This window comes from Jatrophihabitans sp. sgz311053 (genome assembly GCF_056135305.1).
This window is the reverse complement of sequence record NZ_JBWAXP010000001.1, coordinates 1,327,201-1,348,436: the sequence shown is the minus strand read 5'-3', so window position 1 is coordinate 1,348,436 and position 21,236 is coordinate 1,327,201. Positions and strand designations below refer to the sequence as shown.

Here is a 21,236-nt window from a genome sequence, read left to right as displayed (position 1 = left end):
CGCTCGCCGCCCCAGCTCGCCGCCCCCGCTCGCCGCCCCAGCTCGCCGCCCCCGCTCGCCGCCCCCGCTCGCCGCCACCACTCGCCGCCCCCGCCTACCGTCACCGGTGGCCACCGCTTGCCTTTACCGGCTCCAGCTCGCTCCCGTCCCGTCCGCCGTCGCCGGCTCAGTCACCGTCACCGTCACCGTCGGATTCGTCTCCGGCCTCGCCGTCCCCGGCCCCACCCCGCCCTCTTTTGGTCCCCGTGTTCTGCACCCGAATTCGGGTGCAGAACACGGGGCGCGAAAAGGGTGGTGCCGAGGTCAGCGAAGCGGGGTCGCCACATGGGGGCACCGGCTCCGCCGTGCCGTCTCGGGATCGGGGATTTCTCGAGGCCGCGGTCAACGGGCTGCGGGCTGCGGGCTGCGGGCTGCGGGCTGCGGGCTGCGGGCTGCGGGCTGCGGGCTGCGGGCTGCGGGCTGCGGGCTGCGGGCTGCGGAGGTGATCAGATCCGGGCGAGCTCGGCCGTGCCGTCGGCGAAGTCGACCTGCGGGCGCCAGCCAAGCTCCTCGCGCAGCCGGGACGAATCCGCGGTGATGTGCCGGACGTCGCCGAGCCGGTAGCTCCCGGTGACCACCGGGCGGGGACCGTCGAGCGCGGTGGCGAGCGCGGTGGCCAGGTCCCCGACGGTGCGGGGGGTTCCCGAGCCGACGTTGAAGGCCCGGACTCCCTGCCGATGCTGCTCGGCCGCGGCGACCACGGCGGTGGCGATGTCCCGGACGTGGACGAAGTCGCGGCGCATCGCCCCGTCCTCGTTGACGGTGGGTGCCTCGCCACGGCGCAGGGCCGAGAGGAAGATCGCCGCCACCCCCGCGTACGGGGTGTCGGCCGGCAGTCCGGGGCCGTAGACATTGTGGAAGCGGAGCGACGCGACGCTGCCGCCCGTCGCGCGCGCCCAGGCCGAGGCCAGCTGCTCCTGCGCGAGCTTGCTGACGGCGTAGGCGTTGCGCGGGTCGGTCGCCGCCTGCTCGGTCACCAGCGCCGGGGCCAGCGGGGCACCGCAGACGGGGCACGGCGGCTCGAAGTTCCCCGCGTCCAGCTCGGCCGGGTCGCGCGGACCCGGCGTGACGAGTCCGTGCTCGGGACAGGCACCGAGCCCCTCGCCGTAGACCACCATCGAGCTGGCGAGCACCAGCCGCGACACCCCGCGCCGCGCCATCGCCGCGAGCAGGACCGCGGTGCCGTGCACGTTCGAGTCGGCGTAGTCGGGGAGGTCCTGGACGTCCACCCCGAGCCCGACCTTGGCCGCGAGATGGATCACCACGTCGATCCCGTCGAGCGCAGCCTCGACCGCCTCAGGATTGCGCACATCTGCGCGAACGAGGCCGTCGATCCGCGGCGGCTCACCTCGGTGGACGTCCGGACGCAACGAATCGAGCACGACAACGTCGTGGTCGGTCAGCGCCGAACGCACGTGGGTCCCGATGAAGCCGGCCCCGCCGGTGAGCAGGATCCTCATCGGCCCGGTGACCCTTGGCCGGCTCTGCAGACGGCGCTCACGGCAGAACGTGGGAGGCGGGATAGCCGGAGGTGTCGCCGCAGACGCAGTCGTCCTGTCGGGCGGGGAGCGCCCCCAGCGTGTCGATCAGCAGGTCACGCAGCCGCGGCAGGTTCTCCGCAAAGGCCGCCAGGACCTCGGCGTGGGTGACGCCCTCGCCGGCCTCGACCCCGGCGTCGAGATCGGTGACGAGCGCAAGCGTCGTGTAGCAGAGCGCGAGCTCTCGGGCCAGGCCCGCCTCGGGCATCGCCGTCATGCCGATGATCGACCAGCCGTGGGACTGGAACTCCCGGGACTCGGCGCGGGAGGAGAAGCGCGGCCCGTTCACCACGACGAGGGTGCCGCCGTCGTGCGGCGCGGGGTCGGCCGCCACTGCTGCAGCCCGGCCGCGCGGGCAGTACGGGTCGGCGAAGGCGGCGTGACCGACACCCGCGCCATCCTCGAAGAGGGTGTGGGGTCGGCCATGGGTGCGGTCGGCGAGCTGATCGGGGACCACGAGCGTCCCCGTCGGCAGCGAGGTGGTGAGCGAGCCAACCGCCGAGAGCGAGACGACCTGTCGGACGCCGAGTGAGCGCAGCGCCCAGAGGTTCGCGCGATACGGCACCACGTGAGGGGCGAAGCGGTGTCCCGCGCCATGGCGGGGCAGGAAGGCCACCCGTCGGCCGGCGAGCTCCCCCAGCGTGACCGGTTCACTGGGCTCGCCGTACGGCGTCTCGACCGGCCGGGACTCCGGGTCGTCCAACAGCGAGTAGAAGCCCGAGCCGCCGATAACCCCGATGGGTTCGTCGGCGGCAGTGGTCGCGGGAGAGGTCATGGCCGCCACGCTAGTGGCGCGAGGCCGGCCGGGCGTCGCAGCGGGGCCGGTAGCGTGGCCGGCATGGGGATGCGCTTCGTGCTGGCCTCGGCCTCGCCCGCTCGGCTCGCCACCCTGCGTGCCGCCGGGCTCGCCCCTGAGGTGGTCGTCAGCGGCGTCGACGAGGAGGCCATCATCGCCGCCTCGACGGCCGAGCTCACGCTGCGCCGGGCCACGGCCAAGGCCCGGGCGGTGGCCGCCGACCAGGTCGGTCCGGGGGCGCTGGTCCTCGGCTGCGACTCGATGCTGGACCTCGACGGCCAGCCGCTCGGCAAGCCGGGCACCGCCGCGGAGGCGACGGCTCGATGGCGCGCGATGCGGGGTCGCAGCGGCACCCTCTGGACCGGCCACCACCTCATCGACACCGGGACCGGGGCGGAGGCGACCCGGCAGGTCGGGACCACCGTCCGCTTCGCCGAGATCACGGACGAGGAGATTGCCGACTACGTCGGCAGCGGCGAGCCGCTGCACGTGGCCGGCGCCTTCACCGTCGACGGCCTCGGCGGCTGGTTCGTGGCGGCGGTCGACGGCGACCATCACAACGTCGTCGGCGTCTCGCTGCCCGTGGTCCGCTCGATGCTGCGCGACCTCGGCCGCAGCCTGGCCGACCTCGGCTATCCCTCGGTCGCCTCGACCGGCTGAGGCCGCCGTCGCTCGGCGGTGCCGTCGAGCGCACCCTCCGTCTCGTCGGCAAGGTCGCGCGTGATGTTGCTGTCCCCCGCGCTCTCAGTCGCGTCGCCGCCCGCCGGGCGCACCGCCGCGTCGCCCGCTGCGTCCACCACCGTGTCGCCCGCCCCGTCGGTCGAGGTCCCGGTCGCGGTCCCGGTCGCGGTCCCGGTCGCGGTCCCGGTCGAGGTCCCGGTCGAGGTCCCGACCATGATCCCGTCCGGGGTGTCGGCCTCCGGGGTGTCAGCGGCGGCCGGACGTGGCCGGGGATTGGGCAGGCTCGGCAGGTGCGTGGGCAGGCTCGGCAGCTCCGCCACCGCTCGGGCCACCTCGGTGAGCCGACGGGGTAGCGACGGCGAGGACGAGCGGGGAGCGTCGACGGTGCGGAAGCTGTGGGTCAACGCCTCCCGGCCGCGCAGCCGCAGCGACTTGCCCCGCACCCAGTGCGCCCGCTCCTGATCGGTCGCGGCCTCGACGGTGCCCTCACTGGCCAGGATGCGGCCGTCGACGCGCTTGGCCAGATCCGTCAGCCGGGAAGCCTCGTTCACGGCGTCACCGATGACGGTGTACTCCAGCCGGCTGGGCGCGCCGATCTGGCCGGCGATGACCTGCCCGGACGCGACCCCGATACCGACCTCCAGCTCACCCATCTCGTGCACCCGGTCCCGGATCGCCCGCGCGGTGCGCAGCGCCGCGGAGGCGGCGTCGGGGATCTCCGCGGGGGCGCCGAAGACGCAGAGGGCGGCGTCGCCCTCGAACTTGTTGAGCAGGCCACCGCTGCCCTCGACCTCGTCGACGACGACGGCGAAGAAGCGGTTCAGCATGTCGACGAAGTCGGCCGGTTCGGTGAGTCGGGTGAGCTTGGTCGAGCCGGTGATGTCGACGAAGAGCGCGACCACATTGCGGGACTCACCGCTGAGCGTGACGCCGGTGCTGATGGCCTCGGCCGCCACGGCGGGTCCGACGTGCCTGCCGAAGAGATCGGTGACCCGGTCGCGTTCGCGCAGACCCGCCACCATCTCGTTGAAGCCGTTCTGCACCAGGCCGATCTCGCCGGGGTCGTCCGGCTCCAGGGCGACGTCGAGGCTGCCCTCGGCGACCCGGTTCAGGGCGTCGACGACACCGCGCAGGGGCGTGCCGATGGCGCGGGCGATGAGGATGGTCGACGTGCCGCCGACGATGATCGCGATGGCGACGACGACGAGGGCGATCCCCACGGAGTTGCGCCGTCCCGGCGGCACCACCAGCACGAGGACGAGCCCCACCAGCGGCAGCCCGCTGGTCAGGACCCAGTTGACCAGCAGCCGCCATCGCACCCCGAAGACCGGGGTGTCGGCCGGCGGCACCGCCGCCAGCGACAATCGCGCGATCTGCTGGTTCACCCGCCCCATGACCAGGTAGGTCAGACCCGCGGAGACCAACCCGCCGACGACGACCCCGCCGCCGAGGCCCAGCGAGGTCCGCACGCCGACGCCGACGACGGCCGCCACCGTCGCCATGACGATCGCCCCCAGCGTCCAGAGCGCGGCCGTGATGATGGCGAGGTCCAGCGGCATGCGCAGCGCGCGCCGCGCCTCGTCGAGATCGGGACTGTCACCGCGCAGCAGCCACCGCAGGGTGCGGCGGTGCACCAGCGTCGCCAGGCTCACGCCGGCGACGACGCTCAGCCCGGTGAGGACGAAGGCCGTCGTGGTCAGCGTGCTGATCTGCTCCTCGGGGACCTGCGCGTTCATCGCGATCACCAGCAGGCCGATCACCACGACGCCGATGACGTTCATGCCGACGCCGAGCACGGTGATGCCGAGGACGGTGCGCAGCACGAACGGCACGTTGGCCGCGACATGCGACACCTCGATGGGGTCGAGCACCGGCTCCTCGCGCGACGCGTGGTCCGGCGTGCTCACCCCTGCATTCTGCCGCACCGGCCCACCCTCGGCCCGGCGAAAGCCGATCAGGTGCCCCGCGCGCCGGAGGTCCTGCGCAACGCGGCGCGCCGCACCTGCCGCCAGCGGCGATAGGGGTCCTCGACGGCCTCCGGACGCGGTGCCATGACGGCCAGCACCGCCGCCAGCTCCTCGGCCGTCGCCCCGCCGCGGACGCGGATGTCGTGGGCACTCATACCGGCGGCACGCCGTGATGCTTGCCGGCGACGTCCCTGGTCTTGCCGGCCAGCGCCCGGTAGCGGCTGACCAGCTGACCGCGCAGCTCCCCCGGCGTGACGATGCCGTCGATGACGAGGTCAGCGGCCAGGCGCAGGATGTCGACGTCCTGCTCGTACTCGGCACGCTTCACGGCGACGAACTCCTGCCGCTGCGTCTCGTCGGGCAGCGCGGCGATCTTGTTGGCGTAGACGGCGTTGATCGCCGCCTGCGGCCCCATGATCGCGATCTTGGCCGTGGGGAGTGCCAGGCAGACGTCCGGGGCGAAGCCCGGCCCGGCCATCGCGTAGAGCCCCGCCCCGTAGGCCTTGCGGACGATCACAGACACCTGCGGGACGGTCGCCTCCGAGACGGCCGTGATCATCTTCGCACCGTGCCGGATGATGCCCTGCCGCTCCACCTCGCTGCCGATCATGAAACCGGGGACGTCGGCGAGATAGAGCAGCGGGACGTTGAAGGCGTCACAGAGCCAGATGAAGCGGGCGCACTTGTCGGCCGAATCGGTGAAGAGCACACCACCGCGCACCATGGAGTTGTTGGCGACGATGCCCACCGGCTGTCCGTCGATGCGGGCAAAGCCCACCACGACCTCGGCGGCGAAGAGCGGTTTCACCTCGAAGAACGAGTCGGCGTCGACGAGGCCATCGATGATCTCGTGCATGTCGAAGGGCACCGACTCCTCGGCCGGCACCGCGTCGTCGGCGAGCTCGGCCGCCGGCGGCTCCGCCGCCGCCTCGGGCGCCGGCTCGCGCCAGCAGGTCGGCAGGTAGTCGAAGAAGAGCCGGGCCTGCTCGAGGGCGTCGGCGTCGTCGACGGCGAGGTTGTCGCCGCAGCCGGAGATCGTGGCGTGCATCCGGGCGCCGCCCATCTCCTCCAGCGTGACCTTCTCCCCCACCACCATCTCGGCCATCCGTGGCGAGCCGAGGTACATCGAGGCATTCCCCTCGACCATGACGACGAAGTCGCAGAACGCCGGGATGTAGGCACCACCGGCGGCCGACGGCCCGAAGAGGCAGCAGATCTGCGGCACCTTGCCCGAGAGCGCGACCTGGTTGTGGAAGATCCGTCCCGCGCCGCGGCGACCGGGGAACATCTCCACCTGATCGGTGATGCGGCCACCGCCGGAGTCGATGAGCCAGAAGATCGGCAGTTCCTCGACCAACGCCCGCTCGGTGATCCGGATGATCTTCTCCACCGTGCGGGCGCCCCAAGACCCCGCCTTGACGCTGGGGTCGTTGGCCACGACGAGGGCGGGACGACCGTCCACCGCGAGCTGGCCGGTGACGACGGCATCGGCCGGCAGATCACCGGCCAGGGCATTGGCGAGCTGACCGTCCTCGACGAAGCTGCCCTCGTCGGCCAGCAGCGCGATGCGCTCGCGGACGTAGAGCTTGCCCTGCTCGGCCAGCTTGTCGGCGGCCTTCGGCGTCGGCGCGAGCGTCGCCTGCCGCGCGGCGGCGATCTCGTCGGGGGTGCTCACCATGGTCAGGAGACCGGCAGTCCCAGGCCGCGGGCGATGAGCATCCGCTGGACCTCCGAGGTCCCCTCGCCGATCTCCAGGATCTTGGCGTCGCGGTAGAAGCGGGCGACCGGGTACTCCTCCATGAAGCCGTTGCCGCCGAAGACCTGGGTGGCGACCCGGGTGGCGGCCACCGCGGCCTCGGTGGCGTACAGCTTGGCGATCGAGGCCGCCTGCTTCAGCTCGGCGCGGGGTCGGCCGGCGTCCTTGAGCCATGCCGCCTTGTACGTCAGCAGCCGGGCTGCCTCGACCGAGACGGCGAGGTCGCTGAGGGAGAAGGCCACCCCCTGCCGCGACCCGATCGGCGCGCCGAAGGTGGTGCGCTCCTTGGCGTAGGCGAGCGAGAGGTCCAGGCACCCCTGCGCGAGGCCGACGGCGAGTGCGGCGATGGCGATCCGGCCGTCGTCGAGGACCGCGAGGAACTGCCGGAAGCCGTCGCCGCGGCGCCCGAGCAGGTTCGCCTCGGGCACCCGGCAGCCGTCGAAGGTGAGGCCGTGGGTGTCGGAGATGTGCCAGCCGAGCTTGTCGTAGGCGGGCTCGACGGTGAAGCCCGGCGTTCCCGACGGGACGATGATCGAGCTGATCTCGTCCTCACCGGTCCTGGCGGTGACGGTGACCAGCGAGGTGATGTCGGTGCCGGAGTTCGTGATGAACGCCTTGGCCCCGTCGATCACCCACTCCCCGCTGTCCAGCACCGCGCGGGTACGACTCGCGCCGGCGTCGGAGCCCGCCTCGGGCTCGGTGAGGCCGAACCCCGCCAGCGCCCGGCCGGCGACGAGGTCGGGCAGCCACTGCTGCTTCTGCTCCTCGGTGCCGTAGGTGAGGATCGGGTTGATGCCCAGGCCGACGGCGGCCTCCAGGGTGATGCCGATCGACTGGTCCACCCGGCCGAGCTCCTCGATGGCCACGCAGAGCGAGGTGAAGTCGCCGTCGCTGCCGCCGTACTCCCCGGGGACGTGGATTCCGAAGAGGCCGAGCTCACCCATGCCGCGGACGATCTCCAGCGGCAGGTGGTGGTCGCGGTCCCACTGCGCGACGCCGGGAGCGACCTCGCGCTCGGCGAAGTCCCGCACGACCTTGCGGAAGGTCTCGTGCTCGCTGCTCAGTTCGAAGCTCATCCCGGCTCCTTGACGTTAACGTAAAGGTACGGCCACGATAGCCGGATGGGCAGCGCCGGCACCACCCCGCCGGCACGCACCTGGACCGTCGGCGAGCTCGCCGCCGAGCTCGGCGTCACCACCCGCACCCTGCGCCACTACGAGGCCGAGGGCCTGCTCACGCCGCGCCGCAGCGGCAGTAACCGGGTCTACGACGACCGGGACCGGACCCGACTGCTGCTCATCCTGCGGGGACGTCGCTTCGGCATGTCCCTGGCGGAGTGCCGCGAGATCGTCGACATGTACGACGGCGCCGAGAGCTCCGAGCGGCGCCAGCTCACCACCCTGCTCACCCGGCTGGACGAGATCGCCGCCGAGCTGCGTCGCCGGCAGGCCGACCTGGCCCGCACCCTCGCCGAGGTCGACGACGTCGCCACCCGCTGTCGCGACCGGCTCGCCGAACTGCACTGACCGGCCGGGGCGACCGCGCCGGCCTCCGGCGGGGTCCCGATCGAGCGGCCCGAAGGTCATGACCGCGCCGGGACCGAGGTCCCGCTCGCGACAGTCCCACGACCCGTCCCGTTCGCGACCTTCGGACAGTTTGCCGCGGCCGTACGCCCGATTTGAGGGACTTAGCGCGCGGCATTGCGTCTCCGCCCTGTCCCATGTTAGTTTTGTGTGAGCACAAGCCGAGCGAGCATTGCGGGACGTTCGGCCCACGCGGGGACAGGCCATACGGCCGGCTTCCGCGTAGGTCCACTCCGCGGGTTCCGGTCGTCAGACACGACTGGACGACCCATGCTTCCCACCTTGCTCACACCGCGTTCCCGGCGAGTCGCCGCCGGCCTGCTCGGCCTGACCCTCGCGGCCGGAGTGGCCACCGCCGCCGCCCCCGCCGACGCGAAGGCGCTGCACCGCGCGAAGGCCAGCGCGGCTGCCCAGATGACCGCCAGCGTCCAGCGGACGGCAGCCGCCACGTTCCGGGCCACGGTGGTCGCCACCGTTCCCGGCGGGACCCATGCCCCGATCCGCGTCACGCAGTCGGCACGCGCCGCCCGAACCATGACCTCGGCGGCCTCGGCCACCGGCCGCACCACCGCGAGCGCCACCGGGATCACCCGCGCCAAGGCCCGCGCCAAGGCAAAGACGCTGGCGACCTCCCGCGCGCGGGCCCTCGCCCACCGCCGCGCCGTCGCCCGTGCCGCCAGCGCCGCCGCCGCCAAGGCGCGCCACGCAGCCACCAGCGCGGCTCGCGCCGACGCCGTCCGCAAGGCCACCGCGGCCGCCCTGGACGAGGCGCGGACGGCCGCCCCCGGCTCCACACCGACCACCGCCGTCATCTCCGCCGATCCGGTCACCGCCCCCTGCGGCGGCGCCGTCGCCCCCACCACCGACGGGCGGGCGCTCACCTGCACCTTCGACGACGAGTTCTCCGGCACGGCGCTGGACACGAGCAAGTGGTCGGCGGTGACCACGGCCGGCTCCGGGTTCCGCAACAACCCCAAGGAGTGCATGGTCGACTCGCCGCAGACGATCCAGGTCTCCGACGGCACCCTCAAGCTGCGTACCGTCCCCGCGCCGAACTACTCCTGCGGCACGAAGGGCCTGACTCAGTTCCTCAGCGGCTCCGTCTCGACCATCGGCAAGTTCTCGCAGGCGTACGGCTCGTACTCGATCCGCGCCAAGTTCCCGGCCGCCACCGTGGCGGGGCTGCACTCGGCGCTGTGGATGTGGCCGAACAACCAGGCGAAGTACCGGGCGTGGCCGATGTCCGGCGAGATCGACATCGCCGAGCGGTACAGCAAGTATCCGGACCGGAGCATCCCGTACCTGCACTACGTCTACGCGCCGAGCACCGCCAAGCTGAGCTCGTACACCGGTTCGGCGACCACCGGCTACGGCATGACCGGCAGCAACGTGGCGACGAACAACTACTGCATCCAGCCCGACCCGACCGCCTTCCACACCTACACCATGACGTGGAAGCCGGGTCAGATCGCGATCGCCTTCGACGGCAAGAACTGCGTGACGAACAATTACTCGGCGCTGAACCTGCCGAGCGGGGCGCCGTTCGACCAGCCCTTCTTCATGATCCTCACGCAGGCGCTCGGCGCTCCGAACACCGCCAACGCGCCGACGGCCGCGACCCCGCAGAACGCGACCACCGAGATCGACTGGGTGCGCGCCTGGAAGTGACGGGGCCATGACTTGCGGGTGAGCCACCCTGCCGGGGGGCGACACGCCTTCGGGGGCGGAGACCGGGAACGGTAATCTGCCGCCGACGGCGTGTCGAGGGTGGTTCACCCGCTTTGACCGTGCGCCGCGCTCGCTGTGCCGAGATCCGATACCTAGGAGGCCGCACGTGCAGAAGGTGCTCATCGCCAACCGTGGCGAGATCGCCGTCCGGGTGATCCGCGCTTGCCGCGACGCCGGATACACCTCGGTCGCGGTCTACGCCGATCCCGACCGCGACGCCCTGCACGTCAAGGTGGCCGACGAGGCCTTCGCCCTCGGCGGCAACACGCCCGGCGAGTCCTACCTGGACATCGCCAAGGTGATCGACGCCTGCCAGAAGTCCGGGGCCGACGCCGTCCACCCGGGTTACGGGTTCCTGTCGGAGAACGCCGAGTTCGCGCAGGCCGTCATCGACGCCGGGCTCACCTGGATCGGGCCGTCGCCGCAGTCGATCAAGGATCTCGGCGACAAGGCCGTTGCCCGGCACATCGCCGAACGTGCCGGCGCCCCGCTCGTCGCTGGCACCAAGGACCCGGTCTCCGGCGCGGCCGAGGTCGTCGCCTTCGCCGAGGAGCACGGCCTGCCCATCGCGATCAAGGCCGTCTACGGCGGTGGTGGCCGCGGCATGAAGATCGCCCGTGAGATGAGCGAGGTCGAGGAGTTCTACGACTCCGCCGTCCGCGAGGCCATCTCGGCCTTCGGTCGCGGCGAGTGCTTCGTCGAGCGTTACCTGGACCGCTCCCGCCACGTCGAGGCGCAGGTGCTGGCTGACCAGCACGGCAACGTCATCGTCGTCGGCACCCGCGACTGCTCGCTGCAGCGCCGTAACCAGAAGCTGGTCGAGGAGGCGCCCGCGCCGTACCTCACCGACGAGCAGCGCGCCCGCATCCACCAGTCGGCCAAGGACATCTGCCGCGAGGCCAACTACTACGGCGCCGGCACCGTCGAGTACCTCGTCGGCAACGACGGCGTGATCAGCTTCCTCGAGGTCAACACCCGCCTGCAGGTCGAGCACCCCGTGACCGAGGAGACCAGCGGCATCGACCTGGTCCGCGAGCAGTTCCGCATCGCCGAGGGCGAGAAGCTGCGCTTCACCGAGGACCCGGCGCCCCGCGGACACTCCTTCGAGTTCCGAATCAACGGCGAGGACCCCGGCCGCAACTTCCTGCCCGCACCGGGCACCGTCACCGAGTACCACGAGCCCGCCGGCCCCGGCGTCCGCGTGGACTCCGGCATCGAGGGGCGCTCGGTCATCGGCGGGGCGTTCGACTCGCTGCTGGCCAAGCTCATCGTCACCGGCGAGAACCGGCTCGAGGCGCTGGCCCGTGCCCGCCGCGCCCTCGACGAGTACGTCGTCGAGGGCATGGCGACGGCCATCCCGTTCCACCGTGCCGTCGTCCGCGACCCGGCCTTCGCCACCAGCGACGACGAGCCCTTCACCATCTTCACCCGCTGGATCGAGACCGAGTTCGACAACCAGATCCCGCCCTTCGGCGGTGGCGCCGGAGCCGAGGACGAGGCCGCACCGCGCGAGACCGTCGTGGTCGAGGTGGGTGGCAAGCGCCTCGAGGTGTCATTGCCCGCCGGTTTCGGTGCCGGCGGCGGGGGCGGCGGCCCGGCCCGCAAGGCCGCGCCGAAGCGTTCGGCGGGCAAGAAGGCCGGCGCTGCGGCCTCCGGCGACTCGCTCACCGCACCGATGCAGGGCACCATCGTCAAGCTCGCCGTCGCCGACGGTGACACCGTCGAGGCCGGTCAGGCCGTCGTCGTCCTCGAGGCCATGAAGATGGAGCAGCCCATCACCGCCCACAAGGCCGGCACCGTCACCGGCCTCAAGGCCGAGGTCGGCGCGGTCGTCACCGCCGGCAGCGTCATCTGCGACATCAAGGACGCCGCCGAGTAGTCCGCCACGAGATCGACAGGGCTGCGGCCCGGCGCGCAAAGTCCGGGTCGCCCCTGCCGATGTCCGCTTTCTCCCCGGCGCCGGCCGGTTGGCGCGGCGCGTCAGTGACATCCGCGGTAGGGACCCGCCCCGTTGCGGTTACATCTGTCGGTGAAGATCGACTCGCGGGGGCGGTGCCGGTGACGGGAATGTTCAGGCTGCAGGTGGCGGGGCGTTGCGACCTCGTCGCCTCCGAGGCGTACCGGTTCGAACGGCGCGTCTTCGAACACTCCTACGGCGTCGCTCCCGAGGCCCACGATCTCGAGTTCGCCGCCTTCAACGAGCGGTCGGTCTTCGTCTCGGTCACCGACCCGCTGGACAACGTCGTCGGTCACATGCGGCTGATCTACCCCGGCCCTGACCCCGTGGCCGAGCCGGTGAAGACCGTGGTCGAGGCGGCGCTCTCGCCGTGGTTCCTCGATGTCGGACGATCAGTGCGGGCGGCCGGCATCGATCTCAGCCGGGCCTGGGACGTCGGGACGCTCGCCGTCGAGCGGTCGATCGGCCGGCAGCGGTCGGTCGTGCTGGCAGCGCTGTACCACGCACTGGTTCAGCTGGCCGCCATCAACGACGTGCGCCATCTGCTCATGACCGTCGACGAACGGGTGCGCAGCACGCTGCGGGTCGTCGGGCTGCCCACCTCCGCACTGCCGGGGGCCCGGCCGCTGGCCTGGTGCGGCTCGGCGGCGAGCACGCCGGCCTGGGGCAACTGCGACGACATGCTCATGCACCAGCAGCGGCACAATCCCGATGCCCACCGCCTCATCACCCTCGGCGTCGGGCTCGGCGAGGTCGCGCTGCCGTCCGAGGCGGCGGCCTACCGGCTCGACTCGCTCGGCCCATTCGCGGTACCCACCGCGTCCGTGCCTGCCTGACCGCTCAGCGCCGCCGGCGGGGGCGTACCGAACGACGTCCAGGAATCGGCCCACTGCTCCACGAGATCCGGCGGGAGCGGCCGGGTGAAGTGATAGCCCTGCATGACGTCGACGCCCATCGCGACCAGCGCCGCCGCGGTGGCGGCGTCCTCGACACCTTCGGCGACCACCCGCATGCCGAGGGCGTGAGCGAGTCGGACCGTCGAGTCGACGATGGTGGCCGCGCGCGGGTCGTCCACCATGGAGGCGACGAACGACCGGTCGATCTTGAGCTCGTCCACCGGCAGGTCGCGCAGGTAGGCCAGCGAGGAGAAGCCGGTCCCGTAATCGTCGATGGAGGTCTGCAGCCCCGCCGCCCGCGCGTCGGCGAGCACGGCGCGGGCCCGGCCGGGGTCGGAGACGAAGAGGTCCTCGGTGACCTCGATGACGAAGTGCGACGCCGGCAGCCCCGAGCTCTCGGCGACCCCGAGCAGGTACCGCACGAAGCTGCCGCTCAGCAGCTCCGGTGGAGCGCAGTTCAGCGCGATGCGGACGTTCCAGCCGCGATCGTGCCAGCGCCGCATGTCCTCGACGGTGTGGCGGATGACGGTCTCGCCGAGCTGCGACATCAGGCCGGTGCCCCGCACTGTGGCGAGGAAGGCCTCCGGGGACTCGGTGGACCCGCTCGGGTGCTGCCACCGCACGAGCGCCTCGATGCCGACGATGGACTGGTCGGCGGCGTCGATCTGCGGCTGGTAGTGGACGAGGAACTGGTCCTGGGCCATCGCGCGGCGGACCTCCTCCACTAGCCGGAGCCGACGGCGGGTGAAGTCGTCGCTGTCCGGCTCGTAGAGGGCGATGCCGGAGGCGTTGGCCTTTGCCTGGTACATCGCGATGTCGGCGCGGCGCAGCATGGCCGACCCGCTGGTGTCCTCGGGTGTGCGGGACGTGATGCCGATCGAGGCGTCCACGACGATCTCGATGCCGTCGACGGAGTCGGGGCGCTGCACCTCGTCGAGGGCGGTCCGCGCCACCTCGAAGAGCTCCAGCTCCTCCGAGGTCGGCACGATGAGCGCGAACTCGTCGCCGCCGAGCCTGGCCACCAGCACCGAGCGGGGCAGCACGTCGCGCATCCGGGCCGCGGTGGTGCGTAGGATCGCGTCGCCGAAGTCGTGACCGAGGGAGTCGTTGATCTCCTTGAAGCCGTCGAGGTCCATGATCAGCAGGCCGAAGGGCTGCCCGCCTGCCAGCGCCTCGGTGAGGCGCATGTTGATCGCCCGACGGTTGGGCAGGCCGGTGAGGTCGTCGGTCTGCGCCAGCTCGATGGCACTGGCGGCGGTGTTCGCGTCGCGCAGCGCGATCAGTAGGCGCGTGCCGGTGACGAGCAGGGCCGCCGCGGCGACGAGCTCGATGGCCAGGCCGAGCTCGAGCGCCGGTCCGATCAGCAGGACGGTGATGGCGGCGACGGCCGAGAGCGCCAGGATCGGCGCCGGCACCTGCCCCGGCGCGCGGAGCCGGGGCGGGCGGGGCGCCACGGCGGCGGCGACGATGAGGGCGAACCCGGTACCCCAGAGCGTCACGGTGACCACGGTGGAGCCGGTGCTGCCCTGGACGACCCGGCTGGCGAAGGTGACGTCGGCGATGGCCAGCAGCGCGAAGCCGGCGACGAACATGACGCTGCGCCGGTTCTTGGCGCGTACCCGGAGCGCGACCTGGGCGGCGACGAGGCCGGCGAGCGCGAGGTCGAGGACCGGGTAGAGCAGCGCCACCCACGCCGCGACCTTGTTGCCGCCGAGCACCAGGGCCACGAACGGGCCGGCCGCGCAGGCGCTGCCGGCGCAGACGATCGCCGCATCCAGGGAGGCGGCGAGCGTGCGGGCGGGGCGCTGATCGAGGTCGAGGACGAGATACATGGCGAGCAGGCCGTAGCTGGCGAGGAAGAGCATCTCGCCGGGGGCGAGGTGGGTCGCCCCGCCGGAGAGGTCGTGGTGCTGCAACGAGGCCGATTCGACGCACCAGAGGCCGAGTCCGGCGAGGGCGAGCAGGAACGGCATCCGTCGGGCGGGCCAGCGCAGTGCGGCGATGAGCAGCCGGGCGCAGAGGCCGCCGAAGAACACGAGGCAGAACCAGGTAACCGCAGTGCGGTCGGGCTGCATCTTGATGCCGTTGACCGCGAAGTTGACGCCGACACCCAGGGGCAGCAGCAGCCACACCAGTCGCGCGAGAACCCGGTCGGCTCGCTGCATGTCCTCGAATACCCCCGTCTGCGTGGTCCTCCCCGGTACGTGCCATCGGCAGCGAGGCCAGGGACTTGAGCGGCCGGCGGACACCCGTTGCGCTCAAGGTACTGGCGCCACGGTCGATGTCAGGGGGCATGAGGTGGTCAACAGCTTTCACCCCGCGCGATCCCGCGTTCGCGAAGCGGCTCGTCGCCGTCCTCACGATTGCGGCGGCCACGGTGACGCTGACCACGATGCTGCTCGGCCTGGAGCCGGACGCGGGTGGCAGCAACGAGGTCGCCATCATCGGGCCGCTGCTCGTGGTGGCCTGCGCGGGCGCCATCGTGCTGACGCCCGAGCCACCGGCCTGGCTGTGGGCCGCCTACCCGTTCGGCGGCATCACGGCGATAGTGGCCGCGGATCTGGCCACGCGCGACGCCGGGGTCACGGCGCAGATCTTCTTCGTCTTCCCCACCCTCTACGCCGGCGGACAGCTGCGCCGGCCCGGGGCGGTGGCCGTCACCGCCGCGGCGGTGGCCGGCCAGCTGACGGTGACCTTCTGGCTGCTGCCGGTCCGCGAGGCGATCCGGGACTCCGGCTATGTCACCTGTGCGCTCATCACCTCCGCGCTGCTGCTGCTGCGGGCGGGCGAGCGCGTCGAGAGGCTGGTGACCAAGCTGCGGGAGCAGGCCGCGATCGACCCGCTGACCGGTCTGGTGACCCGACGCGTGCTCGACTCGGCGGCCAGCTCGGCCCTGGAGAGCGCCGCCAGCAACGGCGGTACCGCGCTGCTGATCGTCGACATCGACCACTTCAAGTCCGTGAACGATGTCCACGGTCACCTGGCCGGCGACCTCGTGCTGAAGCAGGTGTCGAACGTCCTCGACGGGCTCGGTCGGCGCACCGACGTCGTCAGCCGGATGGGGGGCGACGAGTTCGCCATCCTGCTCGCCGGCTGCACCCTTGCCGCGGCCGAGGAGCGGGCCCGCGCCGTGGTGCACCGCATCCGCGCGCTCCGGGTCGACGTCGACGCCGTCTCGATGGCGCGGGGCGATCACCCCACCGTCCTCACCGTCACCGCGTCGGTGGGCCTGGCCCACCTGCCCACCCATGCCCGCGACGTGCTCGCGCTGTACCAGGCGGCCGATGTCTCGCTCTACCGCGCCAAGCGGGGCGGCCGCGACCGCTGCGCCGACCTGCAGCTCGACCCGGCCTGAGGCAGCCGGCATCTCGCTCGACCGGCACCTCGCTCGACCGGCATCTCGCTCGACCGGCGACGCGCTCAGTCGCGGACCCAGTCGAAGCTGAGGCCGACGGCATGCCGCCAGTCGGCGTGCCGGCGCTCACGCTCGGCCGGGGCCAGCTCCGGCGTCCACTGCGCGGCGCGATGCCAGTTGCGACGCAGTCCCTGCAGGTCGGGCCAGAACCCCACCGAGAGCCCGGCGGCGTAGGCGGCCCCCAGCGAGACCGTCTCGGTCGTCATCGACCGGACCACGGGGACGTCCAGGACATCGGCCAGCAGCTGCATCAGCAGGTTGTTGGAGGTCATGCCGCCGTCCACGATGAGGGTCTGCAGCGGCGCCGAGGTCGCCTGGTTCATCGCGTCGACGACGTCCTTGGTCTGCCAGGCCGTGGCTTCGAGGACGGCGCGGGCGAGGTGGCCCTTGGTGATGTAGCCGGTGAGCCCCGCGATGATCCCGCGCGCGCTCGGCTGCCAGTGGGGAGCGAAGAGACCGGAGAAGGCGGGGACGACATAGCAACCACCGGTGTCGGCCACCGTCCGGGCCAGCGTCTCGATCTCGGCGGCGGTCTCGACCATGCCGAGACTGTCCCGGAACCACTGCACCAGCGCGCCGGTCACCGCGATGGAGCCCTCGATCGCGTAGACGGCGCCCTCGCCCGGCAGCTGGTAGGCGACCGTCGGCAGCATGCCGTTGACCGGCAGCACGACCTCCCGGCCGACGTTGAGGAGCACGAAGCTGCCGGTGCCGAGCGTGCACTTGGCCTGGCCGGGGTCGAAGGCGGTCTGCCCGAAGAGGGCGGCCTGCTGATCCCCCAGGGCTGCCGCCACGGGGACGCCCGCGATCGGACCCCCGGCGACGCCGAAGGTCTGCGCCGAGGGCCGGACCGCGGGCAGCAGCTCCGGCGGCACGTCGAAGAAGTCGAGCAGCCACGGGTCCCAGTCCAGGGTGCGCAGGTCCATGAGCATCGTGCGACTGGCGTTCGTGACGTCGGTGACGTGGGCGCCGCCGTCGACGCCACCGGTGAGGTTCCAGATCAGCCAGCTCTCCATGGTTCCGAAGAGCAGCTCCCCGGCCCGGGCCCGCGCGGCGATGCCGGGCTCGCGATCCAGCAGCCAGCGCAGCCTGGGCGCGGAGAAGTAGGCCGACATCGGCAGCCCGCTGCGTGCCGCCACCTCTGCGGCGTGCGGCCCGGCAGCCAGCTCCGCGGCCAGCTGCTGGGAGCGGGTGTCCTGCCAGCTGATCGCCCGCCGTACCGGGCGTCCGGTGGCACGCTCCCAGAGGACGAAGGTCTCGCGCTGGTTGGCGATGCCGAGCGCCGCGACGTCCTCGGCTCGTGCCCCCGACTCGGCCATCACGTTCTCGATCGCCCGCTGCGTGTTACGCCAGATCTCGGCGGCGTCGTGCTCCACGTGACCGGGCTGCGGGAAGTACTGCCGGTGTTCCAGCTGGCCGACCGACACCGCGTGCCCCGCCTGGTCGAAGAGGATGGCGCGCGTCGAGGTGGTCCCCTGGTCGACGGCCAGGACGAAGCGGGCGCTGCTCATCGCGGCGCCGTGCTGCGCCGGCGCAGCACCTCCGCACGGCTGGCGGCGAGCTCGATGGCGATGTGACGGGCACACTCGGTGACGCGCTCGACCACGTCGGCGGCGGGGAAGCTGCGGCCGGCACCCAGGGCGTCGGGATGGGCCATCACGCCGACCGCCGCCACCACCATGCCCCCCGCGCCGCGGACGGGGGCCGCGACCCCGGCGCGACCGTGCCGGAACTCGTCGCAGTCGGTGGCGACGCCGGTCGCACGGACCTGACGCAGCTCCGCGGCCAGTGCCGCCGGGTCGGTGAGGGTCCGGTGGGTGAGCCGCCGCGGCGCCCGGGGTGCCAGCGACGGACTGAAGGCGAGCAGCGCCTTGCCCAGTGCGGTGGCGTGAGCCGGCAGCAGCACGCCGACCTCGCTGCGCTGCGGCGTGCCGTCCGGCCGGAAGACGTGATGGACCACCTCGACGTCGCGTTCGGTACGGCCGGCGCCGTCGCGCGACAGCACCCCCACCAGCACGGCGTGCCCGGTCCGGGCGGCCAGCGGATCGGCCCAGTTCATCGAGCGCGCCCGCACCTCGTTCGGGTCGAGGTAGGCCGACCGCAGACCCGTGCTCGCCTCGGCCAGCCGGTAGCGCCCCGTGCTCTCGTCCTGGACGGCGAAGCCGACGTCGACAAGGGTGCGGACGATGCCGTGGGTCGTGCCCTTGGCCAGGTGTAGCGCGGCGGCGAGCTCGCCGAGGGTCAGCTCACCCGGCGGCGCCGCCAGCAGTCGCAATGCGGCAGCGGCCCGCTCGATCGACTGGATGAGACCGGGCATGCGCCGCACCCTAGTCGCCGCGCACAGCAAACGTTCGGCATTGTCGAACGGTTGTGGTTGTCGCCATGTGACACCGCTCATAACGTCGAGCGTCAGACGTGCCGGGCGACACCGACCCGCACGTCCGCGAACGCACTCGACGACGAGGGGAGCAGCGGCATGGTGGACGACACGGCGCGACGGGACAGGGAGGTGGAGCTGCCCTCGGCGACGGAGTACGTCCCGACGACCAAGGCGGAGTTCGCCGCCGAGTTCTTCGGGACGCTCATCCTCATCCTCATCGGCTGCGCGGTGGTGGCCCAGGTCTCGGCCGGCGGTAGCGGCCTGGGTGATCACGACTCCATCAGCTGGGCCTGGGGCTTCGGCGTCATGCTCGGCGTCTTCGTCGCCGGACGGATCAGCGGCGCGCATCTCAATCCGGCGGTGACCGTCGCCCTGGCGGCCTTCCAGGGCTTTCCGGCCCGCAAGATCGCGCCGTACGTGGTCGCGCAGTTCCTCGGGGCGTTCATCGCCGCGCTGCTGGTGCGGTGGAACTACACCGAGGTGCTGGCCAAGTTCGACCCCACTCACACCATCAAGTCGCAGGGCGTCTTCTCCACGCTGCCGGGCAACGGCGGACTCCCGGTGAGCGAGTACGGCGCGCTGCGCGACCAGATCATCGGCACCGCCATCCTGGTGTTCCTGATCTTCGCCATCACCGACGTCCGCAACAGCCCGCCGCTGGCCAACCTCTCCCCGTTCATCATCGGCCTGCTCGTCGTCGCGATCGGCATGGCGTGGGGCACCAACGCCGGCTACGCCATCAATCCCGCCCGCGATTTCGGGCCCCGGCTCGCCTCCTTCTTCACCGGCTACGGCGGAGCGATGCGCGACCAGTACGGGAACCTCTACTTCTGGGTGCCCATCGTCGGCCCACTGCTCGGCGGTCTCGTCGGCGGCGCGCTCTACAAGTTCGGCGTGAGCCGCTTCCTGCCCCGCGCCGCCAACGACGCGGCCTGACCCACCACCTGCTCGGAAAGGATCGACTCACCATGGCGGACTTCGTCGGCGCAATCGACCAGGGCACGACCAGTACCCGATTCATGATCTTCGACCACGGCGGCAACGAGGTGGCGAGGCACCAGCTCGAGCACGAGCAGATCCTGCCGCAGGCCGGCTGGGTCGAGCACAACCCGGTGGAGATCTGGGACCGCTCCCGCTCGGTGATCCAGTCCGCCCTCACCAAGGCGAACCTGGAGCCGTCGGATCTGGCGGCGATGGGCATCACCAACCAGCGCGAGACCACCGTCGTCTGGAACCGCAAGACCGGCCGGCCGTACTACAACGCCATCGTCTGGCAGGACACCCGCACCGACCGCATCGCCTCGAAGCTGGAACGCGACGGCCACGGCGACACCATCCGCCGCAAGGCCGGCCTGCCGCCGGCGACGTACTTCTCCGGCGGCAAGATCCAGTGGATCCTGGAGAACGTCGACGGGGTCCGCGAGGCGGCCGAGCGCGGCGACGCGATCTTCGGCAACACCGACACCTGGCTGCTGTGGAACCTCACCGGCGGCCCGGAGGGCGGCGTCCACGTCACCGACCCCACCAACGCCTCGCGCACCATGCTCATGGACCTCGAGACCCTCGACTGGGACGACGAGCTGCTCGCGCTCTTCGACATCCCGCGGCAGATGCTCCCCGAGATCAAGCCGTCCTCCTGCGCCGAGGGTTACGGCGAGACCAGCATCGCCGCCTTCCGCGGCATCAAGCTCACCGGTGACCTCGGCGACCAGCAGGCCGCCATGTTCGGCCAGGTCTGCTTCGCCCCGGGCGAGGCCAAGAACACCTACGGCACCGGCAACTTCCTGCTGCTCAACACCGGTACCGAGCTCGTCCGCAGCGAGAACGGGTTGCTCACCACCGTCTGCTACAAGATCGGCGACGACGCCCCGGTGTACGCGCTCGAGGGCTCGATCGCGGTCACCGGCTCGGCGGTGCAGTGGCTGCGCGACCAGCTCGGCATCATCTCCGGCGCCTCCGAGATCGAGGGGCTCGCCCGGCGCGTCGAGGACAACGGCGGCGTCTACTTCGTCCCGGCCTTCTCCGGTCTCTTCGCACCCTACTGGCGCTCGGACGCCCGTGGCGCCATCGTCGGGCTCTCGCGCTACAACACCAACGCCCACCTGGCCCGGGCGACGCTGGAGTCGATCTGCTACCAGAGCCGCGCGGTCTCCGAGGCGATGGAGGCGGACTCGAAGGTCCACGTCGACGTCCTCAAGGTCGACGGTGGCGTCACCGTCAACGAGCTCTGCATGCAGCTGCAGGCCGACATCCTCGGGGTCCCCGTCAGCCGCCCGGTCGTGGCCGAGACGACCGCCCTCGGTGCCGCCTACGCCGCCGGCCTCGCCGTCGGGTTCTGGAAGAACACCGATGAGTTGCGCGAGAACTGGAACGAGTCGAAGCGCTGGGAGCCGGAATGGTCCGAGGAGCAGCGGCGCGACGGTTACGCGGGGTGGCAGAAAGCGGTGGAACGCACCCTCGACTGGGTGGATGTGGACTGAGCGGGCGGGAAGGCTGAGAA

The 21,236-nt window shown here is 72.0% G+C and carries 16 protein-coding genes and 1 pseudogene; 8 read left to right on the top strand and 9 right to left on the bottom strand.

Annotated elements, in window-relative coordinates; translation table 11 throughout:
• Positions 1-485: 485 nt before the first annotated feature.
• On the bottom strand, positions 486-1,499 hold the full coding sequence (locus tag AC0NZQ_RS06170; RefSeq protein WP_474528779.1) for an NAD-dependent epimerase/dehydratase family protein: 1,014 nt from the start codon (positions 1,497-1,499) through the stop codon (positions 486-488).
• Positions 1,500-1,536: 37 nt separating this feature from the next.
• Complete coding sequence (locus tag AC0NZQ_RS06165; protein ID WP_474528778.1) at positions 1,537-2,352, bottom strand: S-methyl-5'-thioadenosine phosphorylase; 816 nt, start codon at positions 2,350-2,352, stop codon at positions 1,537-1,539.
• Between the two features lie 63 nt (positions 2,353-2,415).
• Between AC0NZQ_RS06165 and AC0NZQ_RS06160 the strand changes: the two genes are divergently transcribed.
• Positions 2,416-3,033 (top strand): Maf family protein, encoded by a 618-nt coding sequence (locus tag AC0NZQ_RS06160; protein WP_474528777.1) that lies wholly within the window; start codon positions 2,416-2,418, stop codon positions 3,031-3,033.
• On the opposite strand, the gene AC0NZQ_RS06155 is transcribed toward AC0NZQ_RS06160, so the two are convergent.
• From AC0NZQ_RS06155 to AC0NZQ_RS06140, 4 genes are read right to left on the bottom strand one after another with little or no spacing between them, the layout of a single operon-like run.
• The gene (locus AC0NZQ_RS06155) at positions 3,006-4,961 is read right to left on the bottom strand and encodes an adenylate/guanylate cyclase domain-containing protein (RefSeq protein ID WP_474528776.1); all 1,956 of its coding nucleotides are present in this window, start codon (positions 4,959-4,961) and stop codon (positions 3,006-3,008) included. The two genes, AC0NZQ_RS06160 and AC0NZQ_RS06155, sit on opposite strands and share 28 nt — an antisense overlap.
• A gap of 47 nt (positions 4,962-5,008) precedes the next feature.
• Complete coding sequence (locus AC0NZQ_RS06150) at positions 5,009-5,176, bottom strand: hypothetical protein (protein WP_474528775.1); 168 nt, start codon at positions 5,174-5,176, stop codon at positions 5,009-5,011.
• Entirely contained in the window at positions 5,173-6,699 is a 1,527-nt protein-coding gene (locus tag AC0NZQ_RS06145; RefSeq protein ID WP_474528774.1) for an acyl-CoA carboxylase subunit beta, read from the bottom strand. Before AC0NZQ_RS06145 ends, AC0NZQ_RS06150 begins: the two co-directional genes overlap by 4 nt.
• A gap of 2 nt (positions 6,700-6,701) precedes the next feature.
• The gene (locus AC0NZQ_RS06140) at positions 6,702-7,853 is read right to left on the bottom strand and encodes an acyl-CoA dehydrogenase family protein (protein WP_474528773.1); all 1,152 of its coding nucleotides are present in this window, start codon (positions 7,851-7,853) and stop codon (positions 6,702-6,704) included.
• A 45-nt stretch (positions 7,854-7,898) separates the two neighbouring features.
• Here AC0NZQ_RS06140 and AC0NZQ_RS06135 point away from each other — a divergent pair, with 45 nt between their 5' ends.
• The 4 genes from AC0NZQ_RS06135 (at position 7,899) to AC0NZQ_RS06120 (ending at position 12,881) form a co-directional block, all read left to right on the top strand.
• Positions 7,899-8,303, top strand: coding sequence for a MerR family transcriptional regulator (locus AC0NZQ_RS06135; RefSeq protein WP_474528772.1), 405 nt, complete (start codon positions 7,899-7,901; stop codon positions 8,301-8,303).
• A gap of 327 nt (positions 8,304-8,630) precedes the next feature.
• The gene (locus AC0NZQ_RS06130; RefSeq protein WP_474528771.1) at positions 8,631-10,028 is read left to right on the top strand and encodes a glycoside hydrolase family 16 protein; all 1,398 of its coding nucleotides are present in this window, start codon (positions 8,631-8,633) and stop codon (positions 10,026-10,028) included.
• A gap of 166 nt (positions 10,029-10,194) precedes the next feature.
• Complete coding sequence (locus AC0NZQ_RS06125) at positions 10,195-11,967, top strand: acetyl/propionyl/methylcrotonyl-CoA carboxylase subunit alpha (RefSeq protein WP_474528770.1); 1,773 nt, start codon at positions 10,195-10,197, stop codon at positions 11,965-11,967.
• Positions 11,968-12,155: 188 nt separating this feature from the next.
• On the top strand, positions 12,156-12,881 hold the full coding sequence (locus AC0NZQ_RS06120) for an N-acyl amino acid synthase FeeM domain-containing protein (RefSeq protein ID WP_474528769.1): 726 nt from the start codon (positions 12,156-12,158) through the stop codon (positions 12,879-12,881).
• Here the strand turns inward: AC0NZQ_RS06120 and AC0NZQ_RS06115 are convergent.
• Positions 12,824-15,106 carry a putative bifunctional diguanylate cyclase/phosphodiesterase gene (locus AC0NZQ_RS06115; protein WP_474528767.1) on the bottom strand — a complete coding sequence of 761 codons (2,283 nt, stop codon included), beginning with the start codon at positions 15,104-15,106 and terminating at the stop codon, positions 12,824-12,826. The two genes, AC0NZQ_RS06120 and AC0NZQ_RS06115, sit on opposite strands and share 58 nt — an antisense overlap.
• 128 nt (positions 15,107-15,234) lie before the next feature.
• Between AC0NZQ_RS06115 and AC0NZQ_RS06110 the strand changes: the two genes are divergently transcribed.
• Positions 15,235-16,296 carry a GGDEF domain-containing protein gene (locus AC0NZQ_RS06110; protein WP_474528766.1) on the top strand — a complete coding sequence of 354 codons (1,062 nt, stop codon included), beginning with the start codon at positions 15,235-15,237 and terminating at the stop codon, positions 16,294-16,296.
• A gap of 71 nt (positions 16,297-16,367) precedes the next feature.
• Here AC0NZQ_RS06110 and glpK (AC0NZQ_RS06105) read toward each other — a convergent pair.
• Both glpK (AC0NZQ_RS06105) and AC0NZQ_RS06100 read right to left on the bottom strand, forming a co-directional pair.
• Positions 16,368-17,867: pseudogene (gene glpK / locus AC0NZQ_RS06105) on the bottom strand (glycerol kinase GlpK); the annotation flags it as partial.
• Positions 17,864-18,673, bottom strand: coding sequence for an IclR family transcriptional regulator (locus tag AC0NZQ_RS06100; RefSeq protein WP_474528765.1), 810 nt, complete (start codon positions 18,671-18,673; stop codon positions 17,864-17,866). The gene AC0NZQ_RS06100 and the pseudogene glpK (AC0NZQ_RS06105), both read right to left, overlap by 4 nt.
• A 159-nt stretch (positions 18,674-18,832) precedes the next feature.
• Here AC0NZQ_RS06100 and AC0NZQ_RS06095 point away from each other — a divergent pair, with 159 nt between their 5' ends.
• Both AC0NZQ_RS06095 and glpK (AC0NZQ_RS06090) read left to right on the top strand, forming a co-directional pair.
• Positions 18,833-19,672, top strand: a complete 840-nt coding sequence (locus AC0NZQ_RS06095) for an MIP/aquaporin family protein (protein WP_474528764.1) — start codon at positions 18,833-18,835, stop codon at positions 19,670-19,672.
• Between the two features lie 32 nt (positions 19,673-19,704).
• Positions 19,705-21,216, top strand: a complete 1,512-nt coding sequence (gene glpK / locus AC0NZQ_RS06090) for a glycerol kinase GlpK (RefSeq protein ID WP_474528763.1) — start codon at positions 19,705-19,707, stop codon at positions 21,214-21,216.
• Positions 21,217-21,236: the final 20 nt, after the last annotated feature.